This window comes from Streptomyces sp. TRM70350 (genome assembly GCF_019219825.1).
GTDB lineage: Bacteria > Actinomycetota > Actinomycetes > Streptomycetales > Streptomycetaceae > Streptomyces.
Window position 1 is genome coordinate 76577 of sequence record NZ_JAHUXH010000023.1, and the last position, 17673, is coordinate 94249.

General features: G+C 70.0%; 19 protein-coding genes. 5 read left to right on the forward strand and 14 right to left on the reverse strand.

The annotated features are described in order from the left end of the window. Positions 1 to 38: 38 nt before the first annotated feature. Positions 39 to 203, reverse strand: a complete 165-nt coding sequence (locus tag KWI83_RS27790; RefSeq protein WP_218517132.1) for a hypothetical protein — start codon at positions 201 to 203, stop codon at positions 39 to 41. 331 nt (positions 204 to 534) lie between these two features. Further along, positions 535 to 1521: a helix-turn-helix transcriptional regulator gene (locus KWI83_RS27795; protein ID WP_308122215.1), complete on the reverse strand. Its 987-nt coding sequence runs from the start codon at positions 1519 to 1521 to the stop codon at positions 535 to 537. A 130-nt stretch (positions 1522 to 1651) separates the two neighbouring features. On the opposite strand from KWI83_RS27795, the gene KWI83_RS27800 reads away from it, so the two are divergent. After that, positions 1652 to 1909 carry a hypothetical protein gene (locus KWI83_RS27800; RefSeq protein ID WP_218517133.1) on the forward strand — a complete coding sequence of 86 codons (258 nt, stop codon included), beginning with the start codon at positions 1652 to 1654 and terminating at the stop codon, positions 1907 to 1909. 144 nt (positions 1910 to 2053) lie between these two features. Here the strand turns inward: KWI83_RS27800 and KWI83_RS27805 are convergent, their stop codons facing one another. Both KWI83_RS27805 and KWI83_RS27810 read right to left on the reverse strand, forming a co-directional pair. Further along, the gene (locus KWI83_RS27805; RefSeq protein WP_218517134.1) at positions 2054 to 2422 is read right to left on the reverse strand and encodes a 6-carboxytetrahydropterin synthase; all 369 of its coding nucleotides are present in this window, start codon (positions 2420 to 2422) and stop codon (positions 2054 to 2056) included. A gap of 62 nt (positions 2423 to 2484) precedes the next feature. After that, complete coding sequence (locus tag KWI83_RS27810) at positions 2485 to 5208, reverse strand: AAA family ATPase (protein WP_308122216.1); 2724 nt, start codon at positions 5206 to 5208, stop codon at positions 2485 to 2487. Between the two features lie 820 nt (positions 5209 to 6028). On the opposite strand from KWI83_RS27810, the gene KWI83_RS27815 reads away from it, so the two are divergent. After that, positions 6029 to 6715, forward strand: coding sequence for a hypothetical protein (locus tag KWI83_RS27815; RefSeq protein WP_218517135.1), 687 nt, complete (start codon positions 6029 to 6031; stop codon positions 6713 to 6715). A gap of 1177 nt (positions 6716 to 7892) precedes the next feature. On the opposite strand, the gene KWI83_RS27820 is transcribed toward KWI83_RS27815, so the two are convergent. Both KWI83_RS27820 and KWI83_RS27825 read right to left on the reverse strand, forming a co-directional pair. Next, positions 7893 to 8171: a hypothetical protein gene (locus tag KWI83_RS27820; protein WP_218517136.1), complete on the reverse strand. Its 279-nt coding sequence runs from the start codon at positions 8169 to 8171 to the stop codon at positions 7893 to 7895. A 74-nt stretch (positions 8172 to 8245) separates the two neighbouring features. After that, positions 8246 to 9052 carry a hypothetical protein gene (locus tag KWI83_RS27825; RefSeq protein WP_218517137.1) on the reverse strand — a complete coding sequence of 269 codons (807 nt, stop codon included), beginning with the start codon at positions 9050 to 9052 and terminating at the stop codon, positions 8246 to 8248. 499 nt (positions 9053 to 9551) lie between these two features. Here KWI83_RS27825 and KWI83_RS27830 point away from each other — a divergent pair, with 499 nt between their 5' ends. The 3 genes from KWI83_RS27830 to KWI83_RS27840 all read left to right on the forward strand — a co-directional run bounded on the left by KWI83_RS27830 (position 9552) and on the right by KWI83_RS27840 (position 11115). Then, positions 9552 to 10046, forward strand: coding sequence for a hypothetical protein (locus KWI83_RS27830; RefSeq protein ID WP_218517138.1), 495 nt, complete (start codon positions 9552 to 9554; stop codon positions 10044 to 10046). Between the two features lie 213 nt (positions 10047 to 10259). After that, the gene (locus KWI83_RS27835; protein WP_218517139.1) at positions 10260 to 10553 is read left to right on the forward strand and encodes a hypothetical protein; all 294 of its coding nucleotides are present in this window, start codon (positions 10260 to 10262) and stop codon (positions 10551 to 10553) included. Positions 10554 to 10818: 265 nt separating this feature from the next. After that, positions 10819 to 11115 carry a hypothetical protein gene (locus tag KWI83_RS27840; RefSeq protein WP_218517140.1) on the forward strand — a complete coding sequence of 99 codons (297 nt, stop codon included), beginning with the start codon at positions 10819 to 10821 and terminating at the stop codon, positions 11113 to 11115. Between the two features lie 164 nt (positions 11116 to 11279). Here KWI83_RS27840 and KWI83_RS27845 read toward each other — a convergent pair whose 3' ends face one another. From KWI83_RS27845 to KWI83_RS27880, 8 genes are all read right to left on the reverse strand, one after another. After that, complete coding sequence (locus KWI83_RS27845; RefSeq protein WP_256362903.1) at positions 11280 to 11627, reverse strand: hypothetical protein; 348 nt, start codon at positions 11625 to 11627, stop codon at positions 11280 to 11282. 302 nt (positions 11628 to 11929) lie between these two features. Further along, on the reverse strand, positions 11930 to 12277 hold the full coding sequence (locus tag KWI83_RS27850; protein ID WP_218517141.1) for a hypothetical protein: 348 nt from the start codon (positions 12275 to 12277) through the stop codon (positions 11930 to 11932). A 321-nt stretch (positions 12278 to 12598) separates the two neighbouring features. Beyond that, positions 12599 to 12952 (reverse strand): hypothetical protein, encoded by a 354-nt coding sequence (locus KWI83_RS27855; protein ID WP_218517142.1) that lies wholly within the window; start codon positions 12950 to 12952, stop codon positions 12599 to 12601. 278 nt (positions 12953 to 13230) lie between these two features. Then, a complete protein-coding gene (locus KWI83_RS27860; protein ID WP_218517143.1) occupies positions 13231 to 13473 on the reverse strand; it encodes a hypothetical protein in 243 nt (80 codons plus the stop codon). Between the two features lie 258 nt (positions 13474 to 13731). Continuing rightward, positions 13732 to 15126: a condensation domain-containing protein gene (locus KWI83_RS27865; protein WP_218517144.1), complete on the reverse strand. Its 1395-nt coding sequence runs from the start codon at positions 15124 to 15126 to the stop codon at positions 13732 to 13734. 194 nt (positions 15127 to 15320) lie between these two features. Continuing rightward, entirely contained in the window at positions 15321 to 16187 is an 867-nt protein-coding gene (locus KWI83_RS27870; protein WP_218517145.1) for a tyrosinase family protein, read from the reverse strand. Next, positions 16171 to 16662 carry a tyrosinase cofactor gene (locus tag KWI83_RS27875; RefSeq protein ID WP_218517146.1) on the reverse strand — a complete coding sequence of 164 codons (492 nt, stop codon included), beginning with the start codon at positions 16660 to 16662 and terminating at the stop codon, positions 16171 to 16173. Before KWI83_RS27875 ends, KWI83_RS27870 begins: the two co-directional genes overlap by 17 nt. 325 nt (positions 16663 to 16987) lie before the next feature. After that, positions 16988 to 17485 carry a DUF5949 family protein gene (locus KWI83_RS27880; RefSeq protein ID WP_218517147.1) on the reverse strand — a complete coding sequence of 166 codons (498 nt, stop codon included), beginning with the start codon at positions 17483 to 17485 and terminating at the stop codon, positions 16988 to 16990. Positions 17486 to 17673: the final 188 nt, after the last annotated feature.

Below are 17673 nucleotides of genomic sequence, written 5' to 3' on the forward strand. Positions count from 1 at the left end.
GGGTACACGGCCGGTGCTGCGGGTGACCGCTTCGGGCGTCAGCTCCATCCCGCGCTGTCCGTGGTGGCGGCGGCCTGGGCCGTGACGGTCGTCCCGTCCGTCAGCGCAGTGTGGCCGTCCTGTGCGGCTCCGGCGGTACCGGTCAGCACGGCGACGAGCGTCGCGACGGAAGCAGCGGAAAGTGCGACAAACTTGCAGAACATGGGCATGCTCCTGCACGAGTCGATGCGGTCGGGGTGCTGCCCGGCCGTCCTCCTCGGAGAGCTCGGCGGCGGGCAGCACCTACGTTGCCGCGCGGTGCGGGCGTCCGGAAGGGATCACCGCAGGCAGCAAGTGCCCCGGCAGGCTCATGCCTCGGTCGGAGCGGCCACGGGCAGGTGCCGGTCCGCGCGCCGGCCGGAGTCGGGCCGGCCGAGCCCTGGTGGCGTCTCGTCCGTCAGGCCGGATCGGCGAGCAGCGTCCGGTGCCGTACAGCGACAACGTGTCGAGGCACGGTGCCAGGCGTCAGGAACCGGGCATGGCCGGCGAGACCCCCTAGGACAGCCAGCCGCGCCGTTCGGCGAGCCTCCCCGCCTCGAACCGCGAACGCGCACCCAGGCGTTCCATCAGCGAGGCCATCATCCGGCGTGCCGTGCGTACCCCGATGCCGAGGTGCCGGGCGGCAACCTCGTCCGTCATGCCCTCGCCGAGCAGCTTGAGCATGTGCCGCTCCTGCGCCGTCACCCCTCCGGCGTCACGCTCCCGGTCGGCGTCCGTGCCGAACGGAGCCGCCTGCTCCCAAACCGCCGCGTGGAGGGCGGTCAGCGCGGTGATGACTCCGGGACCGGAGAACTGCACCGCACCGACCGCGGTGTTGTCCGGGTCCATGGGCAGCAGCGCGGCGACGTCGTCGAACAGCACCATGCGGACCGGCAACACCGGAACGGTGCGTACGTGGCCTCCTGACTCGGTGAGCCACTGCGCGTACCGGAAGGTGTCCTGGTCGTTGCGCACGGAGTCCTGGTACAGGGTGCGCATCGCGACCCCGCGCCGGAGCAGAGCGGCGTCCAGGGGCTTGGATGCCTGCAGTTGGGCGACGGGCTGCGCGCCGCCGGGGTGGAAGGACAGCAGTTGGCGGGTGCAGGAGTGGGTCAGCCGTTCCAGGCGGTCCTGGACCTGCTCGATCGAGGACAGTTCCTCGTAGCGGTGTTCGCTCCCGCCCACCGCGGCCTGGGCTTCCAGGATCTCCAGCGCAGCGGCTTGACCGGCGGCGAACTCCTCCTGCGCTCTGCGGACCTCCTCCTCGCGGCGGGCCAGCAGGATCTGTACGCCGACGTCGAGACTGACGGGTCGCAGGATCGACGGGTCGGAGAACTTCGGCCGCAGCAGTTTCAGCTCGGTCAGCCGGTCCAGGGCCGCGCGCACCTCGGCCTCGGACCTGGCCAGGTGTGCGCCGATCTCGGCGACCGCCCATCCGGGCTGCTCGAGCATGGCGCGGTAGACGGCTTCGGACGTGGCGTCGATCCCCAGCGCGGACAGCACAGTTTCTCCCGTTGCTGAAACATGGCGCGCCCAGCGTTGATCTTTTCATACCCGGCAGTTAGCTGCCCAGCCGGTTCCTGCCATGCGAGATCACTCCTGCGGGGAGCACGGCGCAGACAGGCTGGCCTGCATGCGCATACCTGTTGTGACCATCGCCGACGAACGCCGTGCCGCACGTCCTCCGCATGCCCTCGCGGACATCCTGTGGGCGCTGGCCCGTCCCGGGGACGGTATCGAGCACATCCACGTCGCTCCCGACGTGGGCAGCGCGGTGATCACGTATTTCCTCCGCGCCGGGGACGACCGGTCGGCAATCGCCACGGCCAGGCAGGTCACGGACCGGGCGATCAGCCATGCCCCCGCCCTCCACGGCTGGTGCCGCCTGTGACCCCCACCTGCCCGCACGTGGGACGGCATCACCACCACAACATCCACAGCCTCGCGGTCCGTCGTCGACTGGGGAGCCATTCTTGTGTCCCTCGCCGTCGGCGGGCTTGCCCGATGGGCCTGCGAGGCGCAGGTCAGCGACCCCCTAAGGCCGGTAGACGGCCCAGGTCTTGGGCGTCTCCGAGACCTTTACGGTGCTGAGTTCGGGCAGGTCGTCGTGCCAGGTGTCGTAGATCCACTTGGCGAGGTTCTCGGCTGTCGGGGGGATCCCCCCCCCCCCCATCGCCTCATTGAGGTGCCGGTGGTCGAGCGTCGCGTCGAGCCATTTCTTGAAATCGTCCAGGTCACGGTAGTCCCGGACAAAGCCGGGCGGGGCAAGGGCGTGGTCGGCCGCCGAGAGTTCGAGCACCACCACGTAGTTGTGGCCGTGCAGGCGCGCGCACGGGTGCCAGGAGGGAAGCGTGTCGAGTACGTGGCTCGCGGAGAAGTGGAACTCCTTGCTGATGGTGAACATGCCGACTCCCGTCTCCTCCGCTCCCCCGGCTGGGACCCGCGCCGGTCTCGCACTGTAATCGGTCAGCCTGTCCCGGCCTCTCCCTGGACCGCGCCGCTGTCCTGGAGCACGGCTCGGTTCAGGGGTACGTCGGTCAGAAACCTCGTCCGCAGGACCGGGTCGTCGATGCTGTCCGCCTTGCGCAACACGTCGGTTCTGGCTCTGTCCAGCAGGTGGCGAGCCTCGCTCCCGCCGCCCTCGGCCCGCAGCGCCCGGGCCGCGTGATACAGGACCTCTTCCGTACGCAGGGCAGGCATGTCCCCGTGCTCGGCGAGCAGGGCGAGAGCCTGGCGGGCGTCGCGGGCGGCCAGATCCGTGTCGCCGTCACGCAGATGGATCCGGCTGCGCAGCACGTATCCGGCGATCTCGCTACGCACCATGCCGCTGTCGCGGGTGTCGACGAGAGTGTCCTCGCACAGCCGCCGAGCGAGGCTCCTGTCGTGGCCGGTTTCGAGGAGGACCTCCGCGTACAAGTTGCGCACGATCGGCACCAGGTTGACCAGCCAGGTGCGCTGGGTCTCCAACCAGGCGTTCCGTGCGCGCTCGACCGCCTCGTCGTGGCGAGCGGGATCCTGGGCGAGCAACGTGGCGAGCAGGGCGTTGTTGTAGGCGTGCCAGCCGCTGTCGCCACCGCGCTGCTCCTCGAAGTCCAGGGCCTCACGCAGCACCGCCCCCGCTTCCTCCCACGAGCCGGTGGCCAGGTGGAGCTGGGCGAGGTAGTTCAGCGCTATGGGCAGCTCGGCGCGGAGGGTCTCGCCGCTCAGCCGCTCGGTGCAGCGCAGCAGTCTCTGCCGGGCTTCGCCGAGTCGGCCCGCGTCGAAGAGGTTGACCCCGATCTGCATCTCGTTGAGATTGCGGGCGTGCTGCAGAACGGGGTTTCCGGCCTCGCCGAGGCCCGGGTCGGAGGCATACAGCCGCTCCGCGTCCAGCAGCACCTGCAGACCTGCGTGCAGATCGCGTTTGGGCAGCTGGCGTCCGTATTCGACCATCGCCACGAAGAGCGCCTGACGGCCTGCCTCGCCGCACTCACGAGCGCGCTCGACCGCCTCTTCGAGCTTTTCGAGGGAGGGCCGGACGCCACGGACGGCCAGCAGGGTCTTGCCGCGCAGCAGGGTGGTGCGGGCGATGAGCAGCCGGTCCCCGAGGCGGTGCGCGGCCTGCTCCGCCTCGGCGGCCAGGGCGTCGATTCCCATGCTCTCCTGCTCGCCCTCGCCTCCCTTCCAGCGCACCTCGGTCATGCTGAGCAACAGCTCCACGGCCTCCACCAGACGGCGGTCGCGCTCCGGATGGCCGTCGGGCATCAGCCGGGCCGACTCGATCGCCGTCCGGCAGTGCTGCTCGGCCTGGGCGAAGGAGAGATCCTCCACCGCCACGGACCGGGCCAGGCCGTAGTGGGCGGCGGCGGTCTGTGCGGCGTACGCGGGCCCGGCCTGAAGGAAGTGATCGGCGATCAGCGCACGCAATTCGAGCGGCGCGGCATCCCCGTCGACTCCCGGCAGGCGTGGAAGTGCCTCGGCGATGTCCGCGTGCCGCTGCCGGCGAGCGCCCTCCGACTGTTCGCCGCGGATCCCCCGCTGCAGGACCCGGTGCTCGAAGTCGTACCAGTCGGTCCCCAGACCGGCCGCCCAGTCGGGGACCTCCTCCCGGTGCCGGCAGTGGATCAGGCCGTGTTCGCGCTCGATACGGTGCAGCAGGTCCTGGACCTGGATCCGGGGCGAGCCGGACACCTCGGCGAGTGTGTGCGAGAAGAAGAACTCCCCCATCGTGGCACCGGTGACCAGGAGTTCTCGCGCAGCCGGGTCCAGCTGCCGGAAGCGGTCCAGTACGGCCGCGGGGAGGCTCCCCGGCAGCGGCACCCGGACGCCGTCCTCGGGTCGCCACAGCCTCAGGCACTGCTCGACGAAGACCGGGTGGCCGCCCGTCGCCCCGGTCAACCGGACGGCGAAGTCCTCGGGAGCAGGGTGGCCCCGAAGCCTGGCATCGACCAGTTGCCTGACAGCCCAGGCAGGCAGCGGCGGCAGTGTGTGCCGGGACACGAGTTCCGCGTGATCCCGCTGCCAGGCGTCGAGCAGCTGCTCCACCGCCCTGCCGTTGCCCTCGGCTGCGGCATACAGGCCGAGCCCGAGGACAAGACCGAGCGGTTCACCCTCGATCCTGGGCAGCAGCAGGTGCAGGAACTCCAGGGTCGACACGTCGCACAGCTGGAGGTCGTCCACCATCAGCAGCAGGGGCCGACCCGCACGCGCCTGCTGCAGCAGTACGTCGATCAGCTGCCGGGTCACGGTGCTTTCCACGGGCAGGAGACTGTCCCCCGGGATGGACCCGGTGGCCACGGTGGCCTCCGCGAACACCCGCCCTGCCGCGACCACCGCGCCGAGCCCCGGCACCGCGGCGGACAGCAGGTCGGGGGCGGCCGCCAGCGCGCCGCGGGTCGCGGTGCGCCTGAAGCCGGCCAGCCGCCTGCGGCCCTGTGCGGGACGGACCAGGGCGTGCAGGGCGTCCAGGACGGGCCCGTACGGCCGCCGGGAGCCGATGCCGGGTGCGGCCCGCACCAGCACCACCCGACAGGGCTGCTCCTGGGAACCCGAGGAAGTGCCCAGGCGGCGGGCGAACTCGCTCAGCAGGTACGACTTGCCCATCCCCGAGTCGCCTTCGACGACCAGCACGCCAGAGCGCCTTTCCACCAGAGCACTCGCCGCGTCCTGGAGCCTGGCCAGGCTCTCCTCCCGGTCGACGAACACCGTCACCCGCGCCCCCGTTCATCTCACCGTCACCTGCTCCGCGACATCAACTACGGGCAGCCTAAGGCCCGTTGTCCGGGGCAGGAGATGATGATCCACAACTGGCCGAAACCGTACGCCCCAATGGACACCCCTTGCCCTTGTCGCGGCATCGTTGCCCCCACCGGTGCCGATTCGTCTTCTTCACCGTGCGTGAGGTTCGGCGGCTGTTTTGTGGCTCCTGCCGGGGGCGCACACGTCCGACGCCTGGAGCTGAGTAGCGGGGTCCCGGTCAGCTCGTCAGCCGCGCGGGGCCGGGATGGTGGTGCGGTGTGCGGCCGGATCACGAGCGCGTCGCGCACGGCCCACGGGGCCTGGAGTGCCAGTCGATCAGGGGCAGCAGACGGGTGACGACGTTGCGGTTCCCGCCGGTCGGCAGCACCGCGAGAGTCGTGCCGGGCCCGGCCGTGGTCAGCCGTCGGAGTTCTCGCCCATGAACCCCTCCTGACCCAACCTGCGGCCTTCAGCCGGGCCAACAGGCGTGCTGTGTTACACCATCCGGTGGCTTATGACCGTCACAGCGTTATTCATATTCTCCGATTTCCTATTCATTCCACTGTCCGGCTCTTGGTACTGACCAGCTGTCACCAAGCGCTGAACCAAGTAGAGGAGAGTGGAGAAAATGACGTCACCGCCGCGATGGCGATCTGTTCTGCCGTCAGCCGCCGTAGCTGCCGCGCTCGTCGCAGCCCCTCTGGCGAACGCGGGAGCCGCCTACGCTCACGACCACACCAACCCGCACCCGCCGTCCCCGATGAAGCCTGCGTACCCGGCGAAGCCTGCCTACATGGCGAAGCCCGCCTACCCCGCGAAGCCCGCCTACCCCGACAAGCCCGCCCACCCCGCGAAGCCCGCCTACCCCGACAAGCCCGCCCACCCAGCGAAGCCCGCCCACCCCGCCAAACCCGCCCACCCCGCCAAACCCGCCTACCCGGTGAAGCCCGCCTACCCGGTGAAGCCCGCCTACCCGGTGAAGCCCGCCTACCCCGCCAAACCCGCCCACCCGGTGAAGCCCGCCTACCCCGCCAAACCCGCCCACCCGGACAAGCCCGCCCACCCCGCCAAACCCGCCCACCCGGACAAGCCCGCCCACCCCGCCAAACCCGCCTACCCGGACAAGCCCGCCCACCCCGACAAGCCCGCCTACCCCGACAAGCCCGCCTACCCCGCCAAACCCGCCCACCCGGTGAAGCCCGCCTACCCCGCCAAACCCGCCTACCCGGACAAGCCCGCCCACCCCGCGAAGCCCGCCTACCCCGACAAGCCCGCCTACCCGGACAAGCCCGCCTACCCGGACAAGCCTGCCCACCCGGTGAAGCCCGCCTACCCGGACAAGCCCGCCTACCCCGCGAAGCCCGCCTACCCGGACAAGCCCGCCTACCCCGCGAAGCCCGCCTACCCGGACAAGCCCGCCTACCCGGCGAAGCCCGCCTACCCGGACAAGTCCGCCAAGCAGCACCATCCACACCACTAGGGATCCCGTCCCGCGCGTCTCGATCAACGCCAAGACGTCGCCAGCGATGGGACCATCGCACGATCCCCCGGTTGAACCTGGCCGTTCACCAGGGGGACCTGCGCGGTAGCCAAGCCCTTGCCCAGGGAGCAGGCACCCCCGCGTTCCCGAGCCTCGATCGGCTACACCACTCGGCGGAACACGATCCCGGCGAGCCGCACGCACCCCCTCCGCCTCGCCGCCCGGGAGATGGAGGACGACGGCGAAGAGGGAGAGAAGAGGAACAACAGACCGCCCCGAACCGCCGGTCTCCGCCGGGCCCGGTCTCCGCCGGGCCCGGCAAAACGACCGCCCCCACTACGCGCACTCGCGCACTTCCTCAAGAACCAGCCCCACCAAGGAGCTCACCCCGCTGATCGCCGCCTGCCGCAGGTGCGCCACCGCAGAAGGAGAACGACACCCCGCTGCCACGGCTCGCCCGTCGGCCGGAGCCCCTGCTGCGCATCTAACGTCGGCGGCGCGCCGCACACGAACACGCACAGGCCTACGCCCAGCGCCTGCCCGCCCTGGCCCACGAGGCCGGCTCCGCCAGGCAGCACATCGAGGCACACATCACCCCCTCAGCGCCCAGGAGCCCAACTGCAGCTCGTGAGCGGAGGGGGTGGTGGTGCCGCCGGACAGCGAGTCCTGGCCGCCGATGGCCACGATCAGCTCGTTGGTGGTGGGCGCCGCGGTGGGCGAAGCGTCGTCGGATCACCCCACCAACCGGCGGGAGAAGGCGCCCGGGACAATCGCGCCGTACACCCTGCCCTCGCAGGCAGGGCGCTCGGTGATGTCCGCCCGCCCCCGCCAGCTCGTGTGGGCTTTGCGCGTGACGCGAACACGGCGTGCCGTGACCCCGTCGTGTACGTGGATGCCGAGGGACCCCTCGGTGAGCCGGATGTGCCGCACCGTACCGGCCGAGGGTGGACGGCCCCGTCGGCCATGGTGGCCCACCTCCACCACCTTCGTTTCCCCCATCAGCTCGGTCGCCGACAGTGGACGGCCGATTCCGCCCCCGGCCGCGGCCGCCCGGCTGCACCGCGCCGCGTCCGCGAGGGCAAGAGCCCCCGCGACGCGCTGCGGTGCCTTCGACGCGCCTTCTGTCCGCTGCCAGATCTACCCACTCCTCGGTGGGAGGGGCGTGCAGCGCGGCAGGTCAGAACGCCCGGCTGTTACAACCCATGTCCGAACCGAGGTGGGTGGGCTGCGCGCCCGGCGACCCTTCGCCGTTGAGCGCGTTGGCCAGCACGCCGTTGAGGGCGCCCAGGCTGCCGAGGACGTCGATGTTCATGTCGTGCGAGCGACACTCGATGCCCTGGTGGACGTCGAGGTCGTGGGCCCACGCCTCACCGTGTGCGAAGGCGGTGCCGACGCCGAGGGAGCCGACACTACCGAGGACGGCGCCCACGAGAGCGGCCTTGTGAAGCTTGCGCATTTCTTCTCCGTTGGTCGAGCGGATGTGGTGTGCAGCGGATCGAGTTGGGACGGTGGACACTTACGGGAAGGCCGTCAGCCGAGCCGGGGCAGACCCAACTGGCCCACGGGAGGCGCCGCAACCTGTCCGAGGCCGAGCCCGGGTACCTGCGGTGGCCCAGCCGGCGCGAGCAGCGGGTTGATGAGCGGGTTCACCTGCGGGTTCACCTGCGGGTTCACCTGCGGGGTGACACGCGGCCCGGGCGCCGGAGTGAAGGCCTGGGGTACGGCGACCTGCGGGGCGACCTGCGGCATGACCTGCGGCGCCGTCTGCGGGGTGACCTGCGGCATGACCTGCGCCGGCTGCTGGGGGGCGGCCTGCTGCGGGGCGTGGGGCGCGTTGGAGACCTGCGCGTAGCCCCCCGACGAGGCCGAGGCGGAGGCGTAACCGCCCTGCTGCGGGGCCGACGCCGGGAGAACGTGCTGGACCGGTTGGTGGGCCGGCTGCGGAACGGCGACCTGTGCGGTGCCCGCCGAACCGGATGCCGCCCTGGCCTGCGGTCCGCTGTGCTGGGGTGCGGAGTAGTGGGGAGCAGGCGCGGGGGCGGCGTACTGGGGTGCCGCGTACTGGGGAGCCGCGTACTGCGGTGCGGAGTACTGGGGAGCCGCGTACTGGGGAGCCGCGTACTGCGGTGCGGAGTACTGGGGAGCCGCGTACTGGGGAGCCGCGTACTGGGGAGCCGCGTACTGGGGAGCCGGGTAGTGGGGTGCCGGGTAGTGGGGTGCAGGAGCCGGAGCACCGCTGTACCCGACGGGAGAGTCGGCATGGCTGACGCCGGCGCCGATGGCGGTCAGACCGCCGGCCGCTGCTGCGACGAGCGCGGCCTTGTGGAGCTTTCGCATGGAACCCTCGGCCCTTCAATACCTGTACAGGGGAATTCGTTGTATTCAGTGCAGTCTTGCGTGCGCCCAGTCCGATGTTCGTACTGCGCCCTGCAGGCGTATTCCTGGGCTGCCGCGTGGACTTCATGCCGGAGCAGGCAGCGAGTCTCCTTGTCCCTCTCTGATGCACGGTCGCTGTCCTCTCCCCGCTGGCAACGACATTTCTCCTGACCCGGTCACGGGATCCAAAAGCCCCTCACCCGTTTGCCGTCCACCGGATTGCTGTACGGTTCCCTTCCGACCGAAGGGGCCCGGCCGCAAGGACTTGCCGTACGGCATTGGGGCAAATGAGTGACCACGTCCCAGCACCCGTGCCTGGACCAGCACTTGTCTCGTTCCCCACTGGGCCAGAGCGATGGCTCACCGCAGCCGCCCGGCAGCAAGAACGACACAGGCTGCGCTGGCTCATCAGCTATTCCCATACGTTCCATGCACAGGTCAATGAAGGGCCGAGGGTTCCATGCGCAAACTTCAACAGGTCGCGCTCGTCGTCGCAGCAGCCGGCGGTCTGTCCGCCATCGGCACTGGCTCCAGCGTCGCCGACGCTCCCGTCGCGTACAACGGTGCTGCTCCGCTCCCCATTGGACAGCAGGACGCCCAGGCCGGCGCGTGGACCGCCGCTCAGGCCGCCTCGCACACCAACGGCTCGCCGGCCCCGATGTATCAAGCGGCCCCGCAGCAGCCCGCCGAGGTCAGCCCGCAGATCAATCCGCAGCTCAGCCCTCAGCTCAACCCGCAGCTCAACCCGCAGAGTTCACCGCAGACCGCCTTGGCGCCGGCCGCCCCGCCGAGCCAGACCAACCTTTTCCGTCCATACCAGGAGTGCAGCCCGCAGTCCCTGCTCAACGCGAATCTCCCGGTCGCCGTACTCGCCGCCTCCGAGGCCCAGGGCGTCAACTGCACCCAGGCCAATAGCCAGTCGAACGCGCTCGCCAGCGCCCTCCACACCCGCTAGAGGCGTCGGGCGGCCGGACATCGGCGTCCACCCAGGCCCTTCGGGCATCCCCGAAGGGCCTGTCCGCATGCCGTACGACGTCAGGGTGCTTCTGCCACGAGACCACGAAACCGGCGCGTCGCTGCCCGTTTTGGGATATTTCCTAATAATCTCCGTGACTGTAAGCAGTCGATCTTCCGCAGATCGCACCCACTTCACTCCACCGGAGATGACATGCACAAGCTTCGCAAGGCTGCCGTCGTGGTCGTCGCTCTCGGCAGCGTCGGACTTCTGAGCGCCGGGACCGCCAGCGCCAACGGGCACGACGGCCACGGCCGCAAGGGCGGGGACAAGTTCAGCGTCCTGCAGAGCTCCCACTGCAAGTCGCACGACCTGAACCTCGACGTCCTCGGCCAGGTCGGGCTGCTCAACGGCCTGCTGGGCAACGCGCTCAACGGCGAGGGCAACGCCGGTGGGCAGGACACCCACATCGGCTCCTCCATGGGCTGCAACAACAGCGCCTTCTAAGCGCACGACGGCCGCACAACCGGCCGAGAGCGGGAAACAGGTCCCGGCACCGAGGATCACCCCGGCGCCGGGACCCCTTTTTGTCCAATTCACTTGCGAGATTCACACACAAGGCGAACCATTTACCGGCCATCGGCCAAGGTGGTGAGAGTTCTCCGAATTCGGCGTGCCGCCGGTTGCTTTGGGATATTTCCTATTAGCCTCCGTAACTGTACGAAGTCGATCTGTCGCAGATCGCAACCCACTTCACTCCACCGGAGATGACATGCACAAGCTCCGCAAGGCCGCCGTCGTGGTCGCCGCCCTCGGGAGCGTCGGACTCCTGAGCGCCGGCACTGCCACCGCGGACCAGGGCCCGGGCGGCTGGGGCCACAAGGGCACGAGCTTCAACGTCCTGCAGAGCACCACCTGCAGGTCGCACGACACCAACGTCGACATCCTCGGCCAGGTCGGCATCGCCAACGGCCTGGGCGGCAACCTGCTCAACGGCGAGGGCAACCCGGGCGCGCAGGAGACCGGTCTGGGCTCGACCATGGGCTGCAGCAACAGCGTCGGCAAGTGAGATAGGCCAAGACCCCTTCCCCGGTGCCCCGGCCTCTGGCCGGGGCACCGGGGCTTTTGTGTTGCCAGGATGCCCAGAAAGCCGAAATGCCTCACCAAGCGGGCCAGAAAGCCGGAATGCCGGATCGGGAGCGAACCCGGTCCGGCATTCGCCGATCGCGCCTGTCAGAACTTCAACTCAGGCAGCTTGTAACCCTTGGGCACCTCCGCCTTGTTGGAGCACTCCACAACCGGTCCGACCTTCGTGGACCCGCCGTTCAGCAGGTGACTGTCGGGAAACACGAGGCGCGGCCGCTCCAGCGTCTGGCAGTTCTGCTTCTGCTTGATGACGTGCGTGCCGTCCTTGTCCTGATGGACGACCTCGCTCTTCTTGATGCAGACGATGTCACCCTGGCTGTTGAGCGTGCACACGCCCGAGGGTTCATCAGCGTATGCCTGGGTGGCACCGCCGTAGAGCACAGCCAGAGTTCCAAGGAGTCCCGAGACGATTGCGATCTTCCGGCGACCGATCATGTGCTGCTTCCTTTGCAAATCGAGGCCCGGGCGCCTGTGCCGTTGACCGGCGTGCGCCCGAGCCTTGGAGAAGGTCGAAAGACGGGACCCGCCGCCTGACGCGCTTTCAGATGCGTTTCGGCGACGGCATTTTTGCGGCCCGGACGCGCACCCTGGTGGGTCTGCTGCGCGTCCGGGCCGCCTGTGCCGTTGAGGGTGTCACTCAGCACACCGCTGAGCACGGTGTTTCTGACTCCAGAGCGTTGGCCTCCAGGAAGCCGCCGGGCGACGCTGAAATGTGCGCGTCGAGCCCGGGCGCTTCTTTACCTGTAGCCGTCGGGGGAGGCGTACTGACCGTAGTTCACCTCGGGCACGGCGTACGGAGCGGGCTGAGGAGCGGCCTGCGGGGCAGCGTAGGGGGCCGTCTGAGGAGCGGCCTGCGGGGCAGCGTACGGAGCGGCCTGCGGCGCGGCGTACGGAGCCGACTCCGGCGCGGCCTTCGGCTGGGAGTGGGGGAAGCCGCCCCACGTGGCCACGGCGTTGGCCTGCGAGTTGGCGATCGCGGTGATCTGCGGAACGTCCCCGCCGTTGGCGAAGCTGACGCCGACGCCGAGGGTGGACAGCCCCGCGACCGCTGCGGCTACGACGGCGGCGCGCTGAAACTTGCGCATGGTTGACCCTTTCTTGCCTGGCATAAAGCCATGGGTTGACTACTTAATGTGAGCATATACACACGCTCCGTAGCATTTTGGGATCTCTGTCCTTCCGTCGTGTCGGCTCATGGCGAGGCGCCGTTCCGTCCGCCTCGCCTCATCTCTTGAAGGCAACGACGTTCCCCCGGCGCCGAGTCACGGGCAGTCGGCGGCGGTCACCCATTTACCCGCCGACGCGCGGATGCGCGGTCCTGGAAGCAGCGGATGGCCGGCCCAGGTCATCCCGGTCCGGCCATCCACGGCTTGAATGTGACGAAGTGTCGGAAGATCCGCCGGGGCTCAGCCCAGCAGACGAGACAGCACCGGGGTGTCGCCACTGTCGCTGGTGTCCGGCGTGGAACTGTCGCACGTCACCTCGGGCCCGATCTTCGTGCTCCCCCGGCTCAGCAGGGCGAAGGGGGCGGGCAACGTCAAAGGCTGCACCGGCACGCAGTTTTGTGACTGCTTGGCGATGGCCCTCTCACCTTCGGCCGGGTGGCCGGTGACCCACTGGATGCAGGTGATGTTGCCCTCAGCGTCGCGAGTGCAGGCGCCCGGGCCCGCCGCGGCGTACGCCTGGGTGACGCCGGTGCAGGTCACGGCGAGGCCACCCAGAAGCCCCGAAACGGCCGCGATCTTCTTCGTACTGAACATGGGGTGCGTTTCCTTTGTGAGGGTGCCCGGGCGCCGTGCGCCGCGAACCGGCCACGCCGGGCCCTGATGATGTCGGGGAGACAGGCACTGTTGCCGCAGCGCGTGAAGTAGCCGCCGCACGGGCCTTCGTGGGCTTGAGCGGTGCCGGTGCGGTGGAACGCGATGACCGGCAACCGCTCACTGGCGCGCCGGATTTCAGAGCTCCGGCCGGGCGAGACGCGGGCCCTTTCGGGCTGACCCCCATGGGGCCCGCGTCGCGCACGAATGCGCCGCCGCCCTCAGCGAGTGAAGGCGTTGTTGAACTGACCGCAGGTGGTGTCGAAGGTCTGGGCGAGACCGAGCACGCCGACCGGCAGGTCGGTCTCGGCCACCGTCTGCGGGCTGCACTCCTGGTAGGGGCGGTAGAGGTCGTTCGCCTCCAGCCCGCCATCGTGGGCGAAGGCGGTACCGGCGCCGGCACCGACAGCCGACAGACCGCCGGCCGCCACTGCTGCGATCACGACCTGCTGAAGCTTACGCATGGAACCCTCGGTTCTTCATTGCCTGTTACATCGAGGCTGGTTGCCTACCGTGACTGAATGAACACTAGCAGTAATCACCGTCGGACACGCCGCGGCACACCGCTCGGTCCGCGGCGGCGACGAGTCAACCCGGCGTGCCCACGGTTCACTTGGCGAAGGCGGTCACATTGTCACGGTGTTCTCGGCGAGAGCGGGGCGGATCCGCATCCGTGCCGAAATGGCGCCAACGCTGGTAAAGGACGGGAGAGTTGTTCTGACTCAGTCCGTGCGTGATGTCCGCGTGGCCACGGAAACGACCAGGTTCCGCAACCCCTCGACATACCGCCGCATGTTCTTGTAAGCCGCGTCGGTGTCCGGATAGCGACAGGCGAACCACAGGCCCTCGTGCAGCCGGTTGACCCAGGCGCACACCTGGTCGCCGTACGACACCCGGATCAGTCCGTACGCCTTCCGCTCGGCCCAGCGGGCGGAGCCGGGGACGACGCGGGCGTCGACGTACGACACGATCGAGTACAGGTCGGGCGAGGTCGGGCGGAAGTCCGCGCCGAGCAGGCGCAGCACCCGGGCCAGCGGCATACGCGCCAGCGACCGGTTGGCGTGCAGTTCGGCGCGGACCGCCGTAAGCGCCTCGTCGAAGTCCCGCGCCGCGACCACCTCGATCGGCGCGCCGCCGACGTACCAGCCCACGGAGTCCGACCACACGGACTTCAGCCGGGTGTGGAACGGCACGACCGTGCGGTAGACCGGCTGCCCGCCAAGTTCGTGGACGATCAGGCTCGTTGCGGCGAGGAAGCCCACCAGGCTGCCGCCGAAGGGCCGGCAGTACGCCTCGAACGCGGCGGCGGCGTCCGCGTCAACGAGTGGCTCACGCATGAGCTTCTGCGCGGGCAGCCCGACCCCGGGTTCCAGGCCGAGGTCGACGGGAAAGCTGGGCAGCCGTCCGTCGCACCGGCCGATGAACTCGCGCCAGCGGGCGACGATCGCGTGTGAGTCGTCGATCCCGTCCGCGCTCGCCCGCTCCAACTCGCAGAAGTCGACGTAGCTGCCGGCCGGAGCCCCGGGCACGGCACGGCCCGCCAGACGCGCCGCGTAGAGCTCGTGGATCTCCTCCGGGATGCGCTGGAGGGAGTAGGCGTCGACGTTGGTGTGGTCGAAGGCCATGTACACGCTGGTGGAGTCGTCGCGGACGACCGCCGCGTAGATGTGGTTCGGCCAGCCGAGCGCGTCCGCCGCCACGTCGAAACGGTCCTGCAGGTGCCGTACCAGCGTGCCCGCGTCGGTGAAGTCGCCGATCACCTCGCGACTCAGCGACACGTCGTTGCCGTCGAGCGTGAACCGCTGCATCTCGTCACCGGCCCACCGGAAGCCGCTGCGCAGCGTCTCGTGCCGCAGCATCCAGCCGCGTAGCGCCTCCTCCAGTGCGTCGAGGTCGGCCCGGCCCGGCAGGTCGAACGCCGTGCCCAGCCAGGTCGGTACGAACAGACCGTCCTCGCGCACCGATCGCGCCGTCCTGATGTGCGACTCCTGGATGTACGCCGGCGGCCGCGGATCCGGCGGCAGCGCCGCCGCCGCTGCGACGGTCGCCGGGCTGAACGTCCACTCGACGAGCCGTCCGGGCCGGACCTCGCAGCGCTGAATGTCAGAAATTCGCACAGGGCGTCTCCGTTCGCAGAAGACACAAAGACGATCAAGGGAAAGCCGTGCACGCGAGCAGTGGCCGCCGTGTCGCCGATTTTTCAACGGAACGTGCGACGACCCGAACAGCGAAGCGATCATTCGGTGTTGACCGAATCAGGCATCCCCCGCGGATGCCCATGCACGTTGAGTGCGCCTTTCGTGAACGGGCCTCACTCGTACCGGTAGATGGCGCCCATGTCATCCAGCTCGTCCGGCGTCACGTCCCACGGCGGCAGCCTCTGGTGCCGGGCCACGATCCGGCCGTGCTGGGCGTTGCCCACGCCGGGCGGCTCGGCCGGGAGGTAGCGGTGGGCGCGGTGCCGCTGCTGCCAGCGGGTCCACTGCAGGTCGACGTAGGCGTGATGCAGCCAGAAGACGGGGTCGTTGGGGGAGGCGCCGCCGAGCATCGTCCCGCCGATCCAGCGGTGCACCCGGTTGTGGTTGCGCCAGGAGACGCTGCCCCGGCCCGTCCCCCACCCCTCCAGTTTGTTGCGGAACCCTTTGGTGACCGTCGAGTCGTACGGATACGTGTCGTACACGCCATCCTTGAGCGCCCACTCCAGTTCGTTCTTGGTCGGCAGCTCGATCGGGTTGCGGGCGCGGCCGAGGTCGCGGGTGAGGTACCTCCCGTCAGTCACGCCCTCTTTGATGGTCCAGCGGCCCTCTCTGTAGGCGAACGGGCCTGTCATCACCTGCCGGTCCGATGGCCGCCCGTTGCCGCCGAGCAGGTCGTCGGTCCACGGCACGGAGGTGGCCGTGCGGTCGCGGGTCCAGTCCCAGTACGGCACCGTCACCGACGCGTCGACCCGGCGCAGCGCCCGCTCCAGGTCCAGCAGCAACTTGCGGTGCCAGGGCAGAAAGGAGGGCGTCATGTGGGCGGAGCGCAGCCCGCGCTCGCCGTCGGGGGTGTAGTACGCGACGTGCATCCGTACGAACTCGTCGTACTCACCACGCCGTTTGAGCTCCAGCAGGGCTCCGACGAACCGTCGCCGCTCGGTGCGGGTCAGCTTGCTGACGTCCTTACGCGTGTACGCCATGCTCACCACCTGTGTGCATCGATCCCCCGCCCATCGGGCCCGGTGCCAGGTCGCGCAGCTGCTCTCCGGGACCCAGTTCGTCGACCGCCCCGCGGGCCGCGGCGAGCGGGGTCGGGTACGAGCAGTAGTGGTCGACCATGCTCAGCCAGCTGCCGTCGGCGCGGCGCATCAGGTGCAGCGGGCGGCCGTCGATCGTGACCTCCCACCGGCCGCCTGCGGCCCGCCGCTCCGTGTGGACCTCGACGCCCCGGATGTGGCGGCCGCGGTAGGTCTCCTCGAAGGAGGTGACCTGCCGGCCGTCGTCCGGGACGCGCGGGGGTCGGCAGGCCGCGGCCACCGGGGCGAGCGCCACGGCGACGGCCGAGACGACCAGCCTGCGCGTTGCCTCCCGCCGCGTTCTGCCCTGGGACCGCGCCCCCGCGACCGATGTGCCGTGCTGCCCGCCCGCCGACGCTCCGCCGACGCCTACGCCCATCGTTCACTCCTCGTCGGTTCGGTTGTCCGTAGCGGTAACCACCGGACGGCCCGTCCGGTCACCGCGGTGCGGCCGGACCGGTGACTGGGGCGGCGATGGAGTGATGCGGTCCGGGTGAGCGGGGCGGCGAGAGGGCGCGCAGAAGAAGCCGGGCAGGCGCGTCGGCGCCAACGCGCCACCGACCTGCTCCCGAACAGACAGTCGGCGTCGAACGTCGGGCCACTACCGGATGGGGGAAGGCGGCGCCGGTCGCAGGCTCGTGCCGACGCCGATCACGAGGCCGCGGCCACCGCCCCGCCGTCCGGGGCGCCGGCGCCCGCCCATTTCAGGCGTCCGGGCTGGGGGTCGGCAGGACGAGATGGGCCGCGGCCTTCAGGGTCTCCTCGGCGCCGACGAAGGCGGCCAGCGCCTCAGCCCGGACGGGCTTGCCGGGCACGGCCTCCGGCCACGGGCGGGTGGTGAACACAAGGTGGGCGTATCCGCGTTCGGCGACAGCGGCCAGCCAGTTCGGCGGGGCGGCGCACCGGGCGACGAGGGAGGGCAGGGAGACGACCGCATCGCCCGCTTCCACCCGCAGCTCAACCGTCAGGCCGGGCTCGTCGTTGCCGTCGACGATGTCGCCGCCCACGGTCAGGCCGTTGTCCTCCAGCAGCTTGCGGACGGCAGCGGAGGAGGCCTCGGGGCCGTCCTCCGCGTCGCCGAGGCAGTAGGCGAGGAGGTAGGGCACGTCACCGTCGGGGGTCTCGCCGGTCCAGGCGAGAAGCACGAGTGTGCCCAGCTCCGCGGAGCGGAAGGGTCGCGTTTCGATGGGGGTTGAGGTCACCGCGCGACCCTATCGGCGCCCGGCCGGGCGGGCCGGTGCCCGCTCACCCGACCGGGGCGAAAGCGAACGGCACGCCACACGTTCGGGGGACGCCGTGCCCACGTCCCTCGAACACGGCTCGTAGCAGAGCGATTGGGTGAATTCCCCGGCGATCGAGGCGTTCCGGTTTCTTGGGGCCTCCATATCTC